The sequence below is a fragment of the Dyella sp. genome (genome assembly GCF_035685805.1).
Classification (GTDB): domain Bacteria; phylum Pseudomonadota; class Gammaproteobacteria; order Xanthomonadales; family Rhodanobacteraceae; genus Dyella_A.
The window spans coordinates 69,292-82,947 of sequence record NZ_DASSAB010000013.1 but is presented as its reverse complement, the minus strand read 5'-3'; the positions used below and the strand labels follow the sequence as shown (position 1 = coordinate 82,947).

Here is a 13,656-nt window from a genome sequence, read left to right as displayed (position 1 = left end):
GCCCATGCCGTGCTCGCGCATGAACTCCTCGGTCGAGCCGCCGCCGTAGCACTTGAAGCCCGACGCGAGCTCGCACGAGAACAGCAGGCCGGTGCCCTGGACCTTGGAGATCAGGCCGCCGAGCTCGTCCTTGAGCTTGCCGAGCTTGTCCACGCACTCCTGGCCGCGGGTGCGGATGTTGGCGCGCAGCTCCGGGGTCAGCGCGCCCAGCACCGTGGCGGCGATGTCGAGCGCGCGCGGGTTGGTGGTCATGGTGTTGCCGTACACGCCCTTGCGGTACAGGGCCGCGGCGCGCTCGTTCACCGCGAGCACCGACAGCGGGTACTGGCCGCCGTTGAGCGCCTTGGAGTAGGTTTCCATGTCCGGCGCTTCCATGCCTTCGAAGCCCGGGTAGTCGACGATCGACAGCACGCCGTGGGCGCGCAGGCCGGCCTGGATCGAGTCCACCAGCAGCAGCGTGCCGTGCGCCTTGGTCAGCTCGCGCGCGGCGGCGTAGAACTCCGGCGTCACTGCGCGGCCCGGGTCGCCTTCGCCCATCACCGGTTCGAGGAACATCGCCTCGATGTGCCAGCCCTGCTTGTCCGCCTCGGCGAACGCCTGCTTGAGGCTGTCCACGCTGTACGGCTCGACGATCAGCAACTGGTCGTTGTGGTACTTGAAGCTGCCCAGGTGGGCCAGGTAGGTCTTGCGGGTGGAATCCGAGTACAGCGCCGGCAGCTCGGTGCGGCCGTGGAAGGCGCCACGCACGGCGATGCGACGGATCTTGCGGCCCGCGTGCGGTCCGCCTTCGTCGGTCATCAGCTTGGTGTTCACGTCAGCGAAGCGGCCGGCCAGGCTTACCGCTTCCGAACCCGAGTTCAGGCACAGCAGGCGCGAGAACGGGAAGCCGCCGCGGTTGCGGCCGATTTCCTTGCGCAGCGCCTCGTTCATGCGCAGCTGCGCCACGCTCGGGGTCATCACGTTGGCCATCACCTGCGGACGGCTCATCGCCTCCAGGATGGCCGGCTCGTTGTGGCCGAAGCCGAGCATGCCGTAGCCGCCGTTGTCGTGGATCACCGCGCCCTTCAAGGTGACGATCCACGGGCCGCGTGCGGCGGCCGGCAGGTAGGGGTTGATCGCGTCGTCCGGGTAGAAATTGACGTAGCCGGCCTGCGCCTGGTCGAGCTGCTCGCTCTCGTCCAGCTTCAGGAAGTCGGCCAGGTCGGCGCGCAACTCGCGGTGGCGCGCCAGCGCGTCGGAGACCACCTGGCCGAGCATCGGGTCGACGGCGGCCATGCGCTCGATGCTGGCATCGTCCAGGCCGGTGGTCCGCGGCTTGCCGCCGAATTCGCGCAGTTCGCGCAACTGTTCAATGACGTGCATAACGCTCCTCCTCGTCTTCCGCCGGCGCCTCGCTCCCAACGCGAAGCAGGCCGACGGATGGCTGATGTGGGCGGGACCGCTGCACCGTCGCCGGAGCGCCTTCCCGCAGGCCCGCAGGCCGTCTGATGCACCGCCGCATAAGGGCTGACGGGCTTCAGGCATCCCCCGAGGATAGCGCGCGGGCGACTTTCCCGGTACCCCGCATGACGGCTGTCAGGCGCGATGCGTGATGGCCGCGAGTGGCCGCAAGCCCTTGTGGAGCCTACGGTTGCCTCACATCGAGGAGGCCTGAATGAACGTCCCCGCTACCCCCGTACCCGTCGCTGCCCTGGCCGGAGTCACCCTGCGCTACGGCGCCGTCACCGCGCTGGATCGGCTGGACCTGGCCGTGCGCCCGGGCGAACTGCTGGCGCTGCTGGGCCCCAACGGGGCCGGCAAGAGCACCAGCGTGGCGCTGCTGCTGGGGCTGATCCGCCCGCAGGCGGGGCAGGCCACATTGTTTGGCACCGACCCGCAGCGGGCGGAGGCGCGTCGGCGCATCGGCGTGATGCTGCAGTCCGCCGTGCTGCCGGCGACGCTGACCGTGAGCGAGCTGCTGCGCCTCACCGCCAGCTACTACCCCGATCCACGGCCTTTGGCCGAGAGCGCCGAACTGGCCGGCGTCACCGACCTGCTCAAGCGCCCCTACGGCAAGCTTTCCGGCGGCCAGCAGCGGCGGGTGCAGTTCGCCCTGGCGCTGTGCGGCCGGCCCGAACTGCTGTTTCTGGACGAGCCCACCGTCGGCATGGACATCGACGCGCGCGAGCGGCTGTGGGCCGCCATGCGCACGGTGGTGGCGCAAGGATGCGCCGTGGTGCTCACCACGCACTACCTGGAGGAGGCCGAGGCGCTGGCCCAGCGCGTGGTGGTGATCGACCGCGGCCGCGTGCTCACCGAAGGCAGCGTCGACGACCTGCGCGCCCATGTGGCGCTCACCCGCATCCGCTGCATCAGCGATCTGGACGAAGCAGCCATCGCCCGCTGGAGCGGCGTGGCCGATGCCGTGCGCGAAGGCAGCCGGCTGGTCGTGACCACGGCGGTGGCCGAGCCGGTGCTGCGCCGCCTGCTCGACGCGGACAGCGCGCTGTCCGAACTGGAAGTGCGTCGCGCCGGCCTGGCCGAAGCGTTCAGCGCGCTGACTCGCACCGATACCGCCGTGACCAAGGAAGCCGCCTGATGAACCTCTCCGCCACCCCCCTGCCCACCACCCGCGGGCCCGGCGCCAGCGTGCCGATGGCGCCGCGCCGGGTGCTTGGCGCCTACCTTGCCGAGATCCGCAGCGAGTGCCTGCGCTACCTGCGCGCGCCGTCGTTCGTGCTGCCGATGACGCTGTTCTCCACCGTCTTCTACCTGATGTTCGGCGTGCTGCTGAACCATCCCGGCTCCGACGCGTCGCGCTACCTGCTGGCCAGCTACACCACCTTCGGCGTGATCGGCCCCGGCCTGTTCGGCTTCGGCACCTCGCTGGCGCTCGAGCGCGACGGTGGGTTGCTCACCCTGAAGCGGGCGCTGCCGATGCCGCCGGGCGCCTACCTGCTGGGCAAGATGGTGATGGCAATGGTCTGCGCCAGCCTCGTGGTGGTGCTGTTGCTGGCGATCGGGCTGACCCTGGGCGGCGTCACGCTGTCGCCGCTGCGGATGGGGGCGATGCTGGCCACCGGGGCGTTCGGCGTGCTGCCGTTCTGCGCGCTGGGCATGTTCGTGGGCACGCTGATCAAGGGCCAGGGCGCCCCCGGCCTGCTCAACCTGGTCTACCTGCCGATGGCGTTCCTGTCCGGCCTGTGGCTGCCGCTGTCGATGCTGCCGAAGTTCCTGCAGTCGCTGGCACCGGTGTGGCCGAGCTACCACCTCAACCAGCTCACGCTCGCCGCGGTCGGCATGGGCAAGGGGCCGCTGCTGGGTCACGTGCTGGCGCTGGCCGGTTTCGCGGCGGTGTTCCTGGCGCTGGCGACGCGCCGGCTGCGGCGGTTAGGCTGATGGTTCCAGCCACTGCACGTCGCGCCGAGCGGACCCGAGCCATGCGTTTCCTGAGCCTGCCCCCGTGGATGCGCCCGGCCCCCGACTCGCTGGTCGCGCAGAGCATCGCCAAGGGCAAGTCGCCGTGGGTCGATGCGGTGCACCTGCTGTGGACCGCCTGGCTGTTCATCACCCCGGTGTTCGATCGCGACTCGTGGAACCTGCGCTGGGTTGCGCTGACGCTCGCCTCGTACCCGTTGTTCCTGTGGCTCTACGCGATGTGCTGCGTGGCATCGCGGCGCGTTTCGCGCAACTACGCCTTCGCCATGGTGGCGCTGTGCATGGCGATGCTGCCCTGGTACCCCAGCGGCATGACCTACTTCGTGTTCGGCTGCGTGATGCTGCGCGTGTGCAGCATGCGCCTGCGTGGCTACCTGCTCACGCTGCTGGGCCTCAATGTCGCGCTGCTGGGCGAGGCGTGGCTGCTGCACTACCCGTGGCAGGCCACCTTCACCATTCCCATCGTCACGCTGATCATCGGCCTGGTCGTCAACGCCGAGCGCACCAGCGAGGAGAAGGATGCGGAGCTGCGCCTGTCGCACGACGAGGTGCGCCGACTTGCCGCCACCGCCGAGCGCGAACGCATCGGCCGCGACCTGCACGACCTGCTCGGCCACACGCTGTCGCTGATCACGCTGAAGCTGGAGCTGTCGCGCAAGCTGTTCGATCGCGACAGTGAGGCCGCCCGCCGCGAGATGAGCGAGGCCGAGGCCGTGGCGCGCCACGCGCTGGCCGAGGTGCGCGCGGCGGTCACCGGCATCCGCGCCACCGACCTGGCTGCCGAGCTGGCCTCCGCCCGGCTGCTGCTGGGCGCGTCGGGCGTGCATCTGGATTACCAGCTGCCGGCGCTGCAGTTGCCCGAGCAGGTCGAGCGTGCGCTGGCGCTGGTGATCCGCGAGGCGTCGACCAACATCGTGCGCCACGCCCGCGCCAGCCAGGCGCGGATCGCGCTGTCAATCGAAGCGGCCGACGTGCTGCTCGAGGTGGCCGACAACGGCCGCGGCGGGCTGGTGCTGGAGGGCAATGGACTGGCCGGCATGCGCGAGCGCGTGAACGGGCTCGGCGGGACGCTGCAGATCGACTCCCCGGCAGGCCGCGGCACCTGCCTGCGGGTGCGCACCACCGTGCCGTCGGCTTCGCTGGCTCACGCTGCGCTGCGCGAGAGCGTGCGCGCCGTTGCGCCTGTGCCTGCGCTGGACGCCACTGGCCGGAGTGCGGCGTGAGCGCCTGGTTTCATCGGCTGTTCCGGCCCCATCCGCAGTCGCTGCTGGGCCAGCTGCGCTCGCCGCTGTACCTGCGCTGGCAGGCGGGCCTGCAGGTGTTTTCGATCGTTGCGCTGGTCAAGTTTCCGATGGTCGCCGGCTCTGAGCACTACTGGCTGCCGGCCACTGTGCTGTCGCTGGTGCCGTACCTGGGCTTCTACGTGTGCATGTACATCCGGCCGGTGCGCCGGATGCCGCTGCATGCCGCCGGGCTGGTGCTCACCGCGCTGGCGCTCGCACCGTTCAACCAGGGCGCGGTGATCTACCTGATCGTCGCGGGCGTCACCATGGGCCTGCATCCGTCGCCGCGGGCGTGGATCGGCACGACCATCGCAGGCTTCGCCGCGACTGCCGCCATGGTGGCCTTCACCGGCACCCCGCAGAGCATGCTGCTGGCGATGCCGCTGGCCGCGGTGTTCGGCGGGTTCGGCAACCTGATCTACATCCGCGGCGTGCGCCGCGATGCCGCCCTGCGGCTGTCGCAGGACGAGGTACGCCGGCTGGCGACGCTGGCCGAGCGCGAGCGCATCGGGCGCGACCTGCACGACCTGCTCGGCCACACGCTGTCGCTGGTGGCGCTCAAGTCCGAACTGGCGCGCAAGCTGGCGCTTCGCGACCCGCCTTCGGCGCAGCGCGAGATGGAGGAGGTGGAGCGCGTCGCCCGCCATGCGCTGGGCGAGGTACGCGCGGCGGTCACCGGCATGCGCCGCGGCGATCTGGCCGCCGAACTGCTCTCGGCGCGGCTGATGCTGGAGGCCTCCGGCATCGTGCTCGGCTGCGCCGGCTGCGACAACCTGGCACCGATGCCCCATGCGGTCGAGGCGCCACTGGCGCTGGTGCTGCGCGAGGCGGTGACGAATATTCATCGGCATGCGCGCGCGACCGAGGCGCGCATCGACATTTCCAGCGAGCAAGGCGAACTCAGGATGCGGATCAGCGACAACGGATGCGGCGGACTGGCCGCGCACGGCAACGGCGTCAGCGGCATGCGCGAACGCGTGCGCGCGCTGGGCGGCACGCTCAGCATCGACTCGCCGCCGCGCAGGGGCACCGCGCTGGAGCTGTGCGTGCCGCTGGCGATCGACCGCGCTGCGCCGCGGGCCATCGAGAGCGCCGCATGATCCGCGTGCTGCTGGCCGAGGACCAGGCGATGGTGCGCGGCGCGCTGTTCGCGCTGCTCAACCTGGAAAGCGACATCGAGGTGCTCGGCAGCGCCGCCGACGGCGAGGCAGCCTGGCGCGAGCTGCAGCGCCTCAAGCCCGACGTGCTGGTTACCGACATCGAGATGCCCGGCCTCACCGGACTGGAGCTGGCCCAGCGCATCGACCGGCAGGAGCTGCCGATCAAGGTGATCATCGTCACCACCTTCGCCCGGCCCGGCTTCCTGCGCCGCGCGCTGGAGGCGGGCGTGTCCGGCTACCTGCTCAAGGACGCGCCGGCGGAAAACCTGGCCGAGGCGCTGCGCATGGTCCACCGCGGCGGCCGCTCGATCGATCCGCAGCTGGCGCTGGATGCCTGGTCCGAGGCCGACCCGCTGAACGACCGCGAACGCCAGGTGCTGCGCCTGGCCGGCGAGGGACAGAGCGCCGCCGACATCGCCACCCAGCTCAGCCTGTCGCACGGCACCGTGCGCAACTACCTGTCCGAGGCGATCGGCAAGCTCGGCGTGGCCAATCGCATCGAGGCCTATCGGCTGGCGCGGCAGAAGGGCTGGCTGTAGGCGGTGTCGACGGGCATGCGCGCCTTGGCCCGGGCTTCCGGCCAGCGTCGAGGGCGGGCGTTCTCCCCGTGGCGATTGGGGCGTACCTGAGGGTGTTTCAGGGCGGCGTGCTGCGCAGCCACGGCGCGGGCGACGCCCGCCGCGTCGGATCAACCGCCGGCCCGCGCGCCCATCCAGCCGTCACGCCGGCTGATCCGCCGGGCCATCCACGCCATGGTGCCTGCGCGCACCAGCATGAAGCCGAGGAAGGCCAGCCACAGGCCGTGGTTCCCCCATCCCCGCAATGCAAACGCGAGTACGACGAAAGCCACGCCAGCGACCAGCATCGCGTCGCGCATTTCCCGGGCGCGGGTGGCGCCGACGAACAAGCCGTCGTACAGATAGCTCCACACGCCGACCAGCGGCAGCGCGGTGAGGTAGGCCAGGTAGCCGTAGGCGATCTCGCGCACCGGGGTGATGTCGGTCTGCAGGTCGACGAACAGCCGTCCCGCCATGCCAAAGCACAGCGCAAACAGCGCGCTGCCGATCAGCGACCAGCCGCCGGCCACCACCAGCGCGCGGCGCAGTGCGACGCGGTCTCGCGCACCCACGGCGTGGCCGGCGAGCGCCTCCACCGCGTTGGCCAGCCCGTCCAGCGCAAATGCCGCAAGCAGCAGGCCGTTGAGCAGCAGCGCGTTTGCCGCGACCACGCTGTCGCCCAGCCGCGTGCCCAGTACGGTGACGGCGAAGAACACGCCCTGCAGTGCAAGGCTGCGGATCAGGATGTCGCGGTTCACGGCCATCAGCGGGCGCCAGCTCGCCCAGCGACGCAGCGCGTGCGACGGCAGCCGGCCCGGGTAGCGCCGCAGCTGCGCGGCAATGCCGGTCAGCCCGACCAGCGTGCCGATCCACTCGCCGCACACCGACGAAGCCGCGATGCCGAGCACGCCCGCATGCAGGCCGAGCACGAACACCCCGTTGAGCGCGATGTTCACCACGTTGGTCACCACCGTTACCCGCAGCGCCATGCCCGCGTTGTGCATGCCGAGGAACCAGCCGATCAGCGCCGCATTGGCCAGTGCTGCCGGCAGCCCCACCAGGCGCACGTGCAGGTAGGTGCGGGTGAGTCCATCGAGCGTGGTCGACGGCTTCATCAGGTGCAGCAGCGGGCCGAGCAGCGGCCACGCCAGCAGCACGGTGGCGCCGGCCAGCCCGACCGCCAGCAGCAGGGCCTGCACCAGCAGGCGGCGCAGCGCGTCGCCGTCCGCACGGCCGCTGGCCTGCGCCGCAAAACCGATCGTGCCCATGCGCAGGAAACCGAAGATCCAGATCGGCAGGCTGTAGATCGCGCTGCCCACCGCCACCGCACCGAGCTGGCCCGCGTGCGCCAGGTGCCCGGCCATCACGCTGTCCACCAGCGTCACCAGTGGCACGGTGAGGTTGGACGCGATCATCGGCGCGGCGAGGCGCCAGACCCGGACGTGCGTGGCGCGGTGCGCCCAGCCCTGGCGCAGTGACGGCATCGGTAGGTCCCTTGGCATCCGGGCATTCTCCCATCCTGCCGCCGAGGTGGCGCGCGGCTGGGACGTGCCCGCCGGCCACCTCGTCCCGGCGTGGAGCGGGCCGCGGTGGCGGTCGCGGCGTTGGGACCCGAGCTCTGCGATCGCTGCACCCGGCCTGTTTGTCGGCGACCGCCGCCTGTTGCAGCCGCCCCACCCACGCACAGGCGCCGGCCGCTCTTGCCCACACGCTGCCGAGAGCGCCGAGGCGGGATGCCGGCCCTGAAAACCCGCGACGGGCGAGTCGCCGCGCCAGATCGGCGATAATCGCCGACCCCTCTCCAGCAGCCGTCGCCCGTGAAGAAGACCGATTTCGACTTCGACCTGCCCCCCGAACTGATTGCCCAGTCGCCGCTGCCGGAGCGTTCGGCCAGCCGGCTGCTGCTGCTCGACGCCGCTGCAGGCACCCGCCAAGACCGCCTGTTCCGCGAGCTGCCCGATTTCCTGCGGCCGGGCGACCTGCTGGTGTTCAACGACACCCGCGTGCTGCCGGCGCGGCTCTACGGGCGCAAGGACAGCGGTGGCGCGGTGGAGATCCTGATCGAGCGCGTCACCGGCGCGCACGAGGCCACGGTGCAGCTGGGCGTGAGCAAGAAGCCGAAAGAGGGCGGGCGCATCGCCTTGGCCGACGGCAGCCACGCCGTGGTGCTGGGGCGCGACGAGGGCTTCTTCCGGCTGCGCTTCGAGTCGCCCGAACCGCTGGAGAAGCTGCTGCTGAAACTGGGCGAGATGCCGCTGCCGCCGTATATCGAGCGCGGCGCCGAAGCCAGCGACATGGAGCGCTACCAGACCGTGTACGCGCGCGAACCCGGTGCGGTGGCCGCGCCCACGGCGGGCCTGCACTTCGACGAGCCGCTGCTCGAGCGGCTGCGCGAGGGTGGCGTGCAGTTCGGCTACGTCACGCTGCACGTGGGCGCGGGCACGTTCCAGCCGGTGCGCGCAGACAACATCGCCGACCACCACATGCACCGCGAGTGGCTCAACGTCGGGGCGCACCTGGTGGAACAGATCCGCCGCACCCGCGCCGCCGGCGGCCGCGTGATCGCGGTGGGTACCACGGTGGTGCGGGCGCTGGAGAGCGCCACCGTCGACGGCGTGCTGCGCCCGTTCGCCGGCGAAACCCAGATCTTCATCTTCCCCGGCTACAAGTTTTCCAGCGTCGACGCGCTGATCACCAACTTCCACCTGCCGCAGTCGACCCTGCTGATGCTGGTGTCGGCCCTGGCCGGGCGCGAGTTCATGCTCGAGGCGTATCGCCACGCGGTGGCGCAGCGCTACCGGTTCTTCTCCTACGGCGACGCCATGCTGATCCTGCCGCACGGCGCCTGATCCGCCGCCGCGCCGGTTCGCCGGCGCCGTTGCTGCGGCGACGCGGCGGGCCGTCGCGAAGCCGACACGCGGGAGATCCGACGCGCGTCAAGAAACTGCCGCCGCCGTGGCGGCAGCCGTCGGCCTGGCCTCTGCATCCCGCCGCGGCGCCGTTGTGACGCCGCCTGCACGCCGTGGCATGGCGCTTGCTAAAGACCCCTCAGCCGAGCCCGCCATTGCGCGGCGCCGGGCCTGTCACGTGCTTCGACTGAGGGTTTCATGGAAAACGACGAGCTGGATCTGACCGTCACCGCGCCCAAGCCGGGCCCCAAGCGGGGGCGGCTGATCGCCATCATTGCCGTGGTGCTGCTGCTGGGCGCCGGCGCTGGCGCGTACGCCGTGTTCGGTGGCAAGAAGGCGCCCGCGGACGAGGCGGCCAAGGCCGCGCCGGAAAAGAAAGCCGAGTTCTTCCTGCCGCTGGAGCCGGCGTTCGTGGTCAATTTCCGTGACGACGAGTCGGTGCGCTACCTGCAGGTGGGCGTCACCGTGATGAGCCACGACGCCGCCGCGCTGGAAACCGTCAAGGAGGCCCAGCCGGTGATCCGCAACGAGCTGCTGATGCTCTTCAGCGGGCAGAGCTACGCCGGCCTGATCGATGCCGCCGGCAAGCAGAAGCTGCAGGCGCAGGCGCTGGCCGCGGTGCAGAAAATCATCAGCGAGCGTACCGGCAAGCCCGGCATCGACGCGCTGTATTTCACCAGCTTCGTGATGCAGTGAGCGCGGGAGTCCGGCCATGAGCGACCTGCTTTCCCAGGATGAAATCGACGCCCTGCTCGACGGCGTCGAAGGCGGCGCGGTGGAAACCGGCGCCGACGAGCCGCTCGATCCCAACGCGGTGCTGCAGTACGACTTCACCCAGCAGGACCGCATCGTGCGCGGCCGCCTGCCCACGCTGGAGATGGTCAACGACCGCTTCGCCCGGTACTTCCGCACCGGCGTGTTCAGCGTGCTGCGCAAGACCTGCGAGGTCTCGGTGCTGGGCGTGAAGATGGTCAAGTTCGCCGAATACGTGCACGGGCTGGCGGTGCCGAGCAACCTCAACCTGGTGCGCATCAAGCCGCTGCGCGGCACCGCGCTGGCGGTGTTCGAGCCGCGCCTGGTGTTCACGGTGATCGACAACTTCTTCGGTGGCGACGGGCGCTTCCATGCGCGCATCGAGGGCCGCGACTTCACGCCCACCGAGAACCGCGTGATCCAGATCCTGCTGACGGAGCTGTTCAAGGCCATGACCGAGGCCTGGGCGCCGGTGCTGCCGCTGGAGTTCGAGTACCTCAATTCGGAGATCAACCCGCAGTTCGCCAACATCGTCAGCCCCACCGAGACGGTGGTGGTGTCGCGCTTCCACGTGGAGCTCGATGGCGGTGGCGGCGAGATCCACCTGACCCTGCCGTACGCCATGGTGGAGCCGATCCGCGCGCTGCTGGACGCCGGCGTGCAGAGCGACCGCGTCGACCGTGACGACCGCTGGGCCGAGAACCTCCGCGAGGAGCTGCTCGACGCCGAGGTGGAGCTGACCTCGCTGCTGCTGGAAACCCAGGTGACCATCGGCGACTTCCTTCAGCTGCGGCCCGGTGACGTGATCCCGGTGCAGATGCCCGAGCTCACCACGGTGTTCGCCGAGGACGTGCCGATCTTCCGCGGCCGCTACGGCCAGGCCAACGGCCACAAGGCCATCCGTTACCAAACCCACGCCGGCCGCCGCGAAGCGCGCCTCAACAGCGAATTCTCCACGGAGCAGACCCACTCATGAGCGCCACACCCGAAGCTGCCCACGCCGAACGGGCCCCGCTGGAACATCTCGACGGCCAGGACGTCAACCTGGACATGATCCTGGACGTGCCGGTCACGCTGGCGATGGAAGTCGGCCGTACCCACATCAGCATCCGCAACCTGCTGCAGCTCAACCAGGGCTCGGTGGTGGAACTGGACCGCGCCGCCGGCGAGCCGCTGGACGTGTTCGTCAACGGCACCCTGGTCGCCCACGGCGAGGTGGTGGTGATCAACGAGAAGTTCGGCATCCGCCTGACCGACGTGATCAGCCCCGCCGAGCGCGTGCGCAAGCTGCGCTGAGCCGGACGTGACCGACATGCTCACCGTTCTCGCCCTGGCCGCCCCGGCTGCCGCCGCCGCGCCGGAGATCAACGTCGGCGCCGAGCTGGTGCGCGTGGTGCTCAGCCTGGCCGGCATCATCGCGCTGATCTTCGCCGCCGGCTGGCTGAGCAAGCGCCTGGCCGGCCGCGCCACGCCGGGTGGCCGGCGCATCCGCTGCGTGGAAACGCTGGCCATCGGCGCGCGCGACCGCGTGCTGCTGATCGAGGCCAACGGCAAGCGCCTGCTGGTCGGCGTGGGGCAGGGCGGCATGCGCACCCTGCACGTCTACAACGGCGAGATCGATACCGCCCACGACGCACCGCCGCCGGCCGCCCCCGTGCCGGCCTTCGGCGAACTGCTGGCCCGCTGGAAGCGCACGCCATGACCCTGCTGCGCCCCCGCTTCGAACTCTCGCGCCTCGCGCTGCTGCTGATCCTGGCATTGCTGCCGGTGCTCGGGCACGCCGCGCCGCAATCCGCCGCCGCACCGCCGCCGGCAGCCACTGCCCCGGCGATGTCGATGCCCGCCTCGCTGCCGAGCTCCGGCGCCGGCATTCCCGTACTGACGGTGAAGAGCGCCCCCGGCGGCGGCCAGAGCTGGACCCTCTCGCTGCAGGTGCTGGCACTGATGACGGTGCTGACGCTGCTGCCGGCGGTGCTGCTGATGATGACCTCGTTCACCCGCATCATCATCGTGCTCGGCTTCCTGCGCCAGGCGCTGGGCACGCAGTCCACGCCGCCCAACCAGGTGCTGCTGGGGCTGGCGCTGTTCCTGACCCTGTTCGTGATGTCGCCGGTGCTCAACACCGCCTACGCCGACGGCGTGAAGCCGTACATGGACGGCACGCTCACCGCCGAGCAGGCGCTGCCCGCGGCCACCGCCCCGTTCAAGCGCTTCATGCTCGACCAGACCCGCGATGCGGACCTGCAGATGTTCACCCACCTGGCCAACGAGAAGCCCTACGCCAGCAAGGCCGACGTGCCGCTGCGCGTGGCGATGCCCGCGTTTGTCACCAGCGAGCTGAAGACCGCGTTCCAGATGGGCTTCCTGCTGTTCATCCCGTTCCTGATCATCGATCTGGTGGTGGCCAGCGTGCTGATGTCGATGGGCATGATGATGGTCTCGCCGATGATCATCTCGCTGCCGTTCAAGATCATGCTGTTCGTGCTGGTCGACGGGTGGACCCTGCTGATCGGCACGCTGGCGGGGAGCTTCTACACATGACGCCCGAGTCCGTCATCCAGTTCGGCCAGCACGCGCTGTACATCGCCATGCTGGTGGCCGCGCCGCTGCTGCTCACCGCGCTGGCTGTGGGCCTGCTGATCGGCGTGATCCAGGCGGCCACGCAGATCAACGAAATGACCCTAAGCTTCATCCCCAAGCTGATCGCCATGGCGGCGGTGGCGCTGATCACGGGGCCGTGGATGCTGCGCACGCTGGTGCGCTTCACGCACGACCTGATCACCGGCTTGCCGGGGGCGATCAAGTGACCGAGGTGGACCTGTCCCAGCTGCAGCAGTGGGTGGGTTCGCTGCTGTGGGCGATGGGCCGGGTCGGCGGGCTGGTGATGGTGGCGCCGATCTTCGGCAACCCGACCCTGCCGGCGCGCATTCGCGTGGCGATCGTGCTGGTGCTCACCGTGGTGCTGGCACCGCTGTCGCCGGCCACCATCGACCCGATGAGCGCGCAGGGCGTGGCCACCATGATCGGCCAGGTGCTGGTGGGTGCGTCGATCGGTTTCATCCTCAAGCTGGTGTTCGAGGCGGTGGCGTTCGGCGGCCAGCTGGTATCGCAGAGCATGAGCCTGGGCTTCTCCGAGGTGGTCAATCCCGAGGGCGGCGGCAGCACGCCGGTGCTCAGCCAGCTGTACATGGTGATGGTGACGCTGATCTTTCTGGCGATGGACGGCCACCTGCAGCTGGTGGCCCTGCTGGCAGACAGTTTCCGCACGCTGCCGCCGGGCAGCGGACTGATGGGGCCGAATGCGATGCACGCCATCGTGATGTTCGGCGTGCACCTGTTCTCCGGCGCCGTGCGGGTGGCGCTGCCGGCGGTGACCTCGCTGCTGGTGGTCAACATCGGCTTTGCCGCGATCAGCCGCGCCGCGCCCTCGATGAACCTCTTTGCAGTGGGCTTTCCGATCACGGTGTCGCTGGGCATCGTGGTGCTGTGGCTGTCGCTGCGCAGCCTGCCGGGCGCGTTCGAGTCGCTGACCGACAGCGCCTGGTCGCTCATGCACGATCTCGCCGGAGGCTAGGGC

Annotated in this window: 15 protein-coding genes; 13 read left to right on the top strand and 2 right to left on the bottom strand. The window is 70.3% G+C overall.

Annotated features, from left to right (window positions below; all coding sequences use genetic code 11):
* Nucleotides 1–1,362: aminotransferase class III-fold pyridoxal phosphate-dependent enzyme (locus VFG40_RS02775; RefSeq protein WP_324894652.1), on the bottom strand; the 1,362-nt coding region annotated here is incomplete at its 3' end.
* A 292-nt stretch (nucleotides 1,363–1,654) separates the two neighbouring features.
* On the opposite strand from VFG40_RS02775, the gene VFG40_RS02770 reads away from it, so the two are divergent.
* Genes VFG40_RS02770 through VFG40_RS02750 form a run of 5 tightly spaced genes read left to right on the top strand, consistent with a single transcriptional unit; the run spans nucleotide 1,655 to nucleotide 6,399 of the window.
* A complete protein-coding gene (locus tag VFG40_RS02770; protein ID WP_324894650.1) occupies nucleotides 1,655–2,578 on the top strand; it encodes an ABC transporter ATP-binding protein in 924 nt (307 codons plus the stop codon).
* The gene (locus VFG40_RS02765; RefSeq protein WP_414649231.1) at nucleotides 2,578–3,378 is read left to right on the top strand and encodes an ABC transporter permease; all 801 of its coding nucleotides are present in this window, start codon (nucleotides 2,578–2,580) and stop codon (nucleotides 3,376–3,378) included. Before VFG40_RS02770 ends, VFG40_RS02765 begins: the two co-directional genes overlap by 1 nt.
* A 41-nt stretch (nucleotides 3,379–3,419) precedes the next feature.
* Complete coding sequence (locus VFG40_RS02760; protein ID WP_324894648.1) at nucleotides 3,420–4,640, top strand: sensor histidine kinase; 1,221 nt, start codon at nucleotides 3,420–3,422, stop codon at nucleotides 4,638–4,640.
* Nucleotides 4,637–5,800 (top strand): sensor histidine kinase, encoded by a 1,164-nt coding sequence (locus VFG40_RS02755; protein ID WP_324894646.1) that lies wholly within the window; start codon nucleotides 4,637–4,639, stop codon nucleotides 5,798–5,800. The genes VFG40_RS02760 and VFG40_RS02755 overlap by 4 nt, the downstream gene beginning before the upstream one ends.
* Nucleotides 5,797–6,399, top strand: a complete 603-nt coding sequence (locus VFG40_RS02750) for a response regulator transcription factor (RefSeq protein WP_324894644.1) — start codon at nucleotides 5,797–5,799, stop codon at nucleotides 6,397–6,399. The genes VFG40_RS02755 and VFG40_RS02750 overlap by 4 nt, the downstream gene beginning before the upstream one ends.
* A gap of 149 nt (nucleotides 6,400–6,548) precedes the next feature.
* Here VFG40_RS02750 and VFG40_RS02745 read toward each other — a convergent pair whose 3' ends face one another.
* A complete protein-coding gene (locus VFG40_RS02745; RefSeq protein WP_324894642.1) occupies nucleotides 6,549–7,901 on the bottom strand; it encodes an MATE family efflux transporter in 1,353 nt (450 codons plus the stop codon).
* A 333-nt stretch (nucleotides 7,902–8,234) separates the two neighbouring features.
* Here VFG40_RS02745 and queA point away from each other — a divergent pair, with 333 nt between their 5' ends.
* The 8 genes from queA (at nucleotide 8,235) to fliR (ending at nucleotide 13,653) form a co-directional block, all read left to right on the top strand.
* Nucleotides 8,235–9,266, top strand: coding sequence for a tRNA preQ1(34) S-adenosylmethionine ribosyltransferase-isomerase QueA (queA, locus tag VFG40_RS02740; protein ID WP_324894640.1), 1,032 nt, complete (start codon nucleotides 8,235–8,237; stop codon nucleotides 9,264–9,266).
* Nucleotides 9,267–9,524: 258 nt separating this feature from the next.
* Nucleotides 9,525–10,022 carry a flagellar basal body-associated FliL family protein gene (locus VFG40_RS02735; protein WP_324894638.1) on the top strand — a complete coding sequence of 166 codons (498 nt, stop codon included), beginning with the start codon at nucleotides 9,525–9,527 and terminating at the stop codon, nucleotides 10,020–10,022.
* A 16-nt stretch (nucleotides 10,023–10,038) separates the two neighbouring features.
* Nucleotides 10,039–11,055: a flagellar motor switch protein FliM gene (gene fliM / locus VFG40_RS02730; protein WP_324894636.1), complete on the top strand. Its 1,017-nt coding sequence runs from the start codon at nucleotides 10,039–10,041 to the stop codon at nucleotides 11,053–11,055.
* The gene (gene fliN, locus VFG40_RS02725; protein WP_324894634.1) at nucleotides 11,052–11,375 is read left to right on the top strand and encodes a flagellar motor switch protein FliN; all 324 of its coding nucleotides are present in this window, start codon (nucleotides 11,052–11,054) and stop codon (nucleotides 11,373–11,375) included. The genes fliM and fliN overlap by 4 nt, the downstream gene beginning before the upstream one ends.
* Nucleotides 11,376–11,391: 16 nt before the next feature.
* Nucleotides 11,392–11,781: a flagellar biosynthetic protein FliO gene (fliO, locus tag VFG40_RS02720; RefSeq protein ID WP_324894662.1), complete on the top strand. Its 390-nt coding sequence runs from the start codon at nucleotides 11,392–11,394 to the stop codon at nucleotides 11,779–11,781.
* On the top strand, nucleotides 11,778–12,620 hold the full coding sequence (fliP, locus tag VFG40_RS02715; RefSeq protein ID WP_324894632.1) for a flagellar type III secretion system pore protein FliP: 843 nt from the start codon (nucleotides 11,778–11,780) through the stop codon (nucleotides 12,618–12,620). The genes fliO and fliP overlap by 4 nt, the downstream gene beginning before the upstream one ends.
* Nucleotides 12,617–12,886, top strand: coding sequence for a flagellar biosynthesis protein FliQ (fliQ, locus tag VFG40_RS02710; RefSeq protein WP_324894630.1), 270 nt, complete (start codon nucleotides 12,617–12,619; stop codon nucleotides 12,884–12,886). Before fliP ends, fliQ begins: the two co-directional genes overlap by 4 nt.
* Nucleotides 12,883–13,653: a flagellar biosynthetic protein FliR gene (fliR, locus tag VFG40_RS02705; RefSeq protein WP_324894628.1), complete on the top strand. Its 771-nt coding sequence runs from the start codon at nucleotides 12,883–12,885 to the stop codon at nucleotides 13,651–13,653. The genes fliQ and fliR overlap by 4 nt, the downstream gene beginning before the upstream one ends.
* The last annotated feature ends 3 nt before the right edge of the window (nucleotides 13,654–13,656 follow it).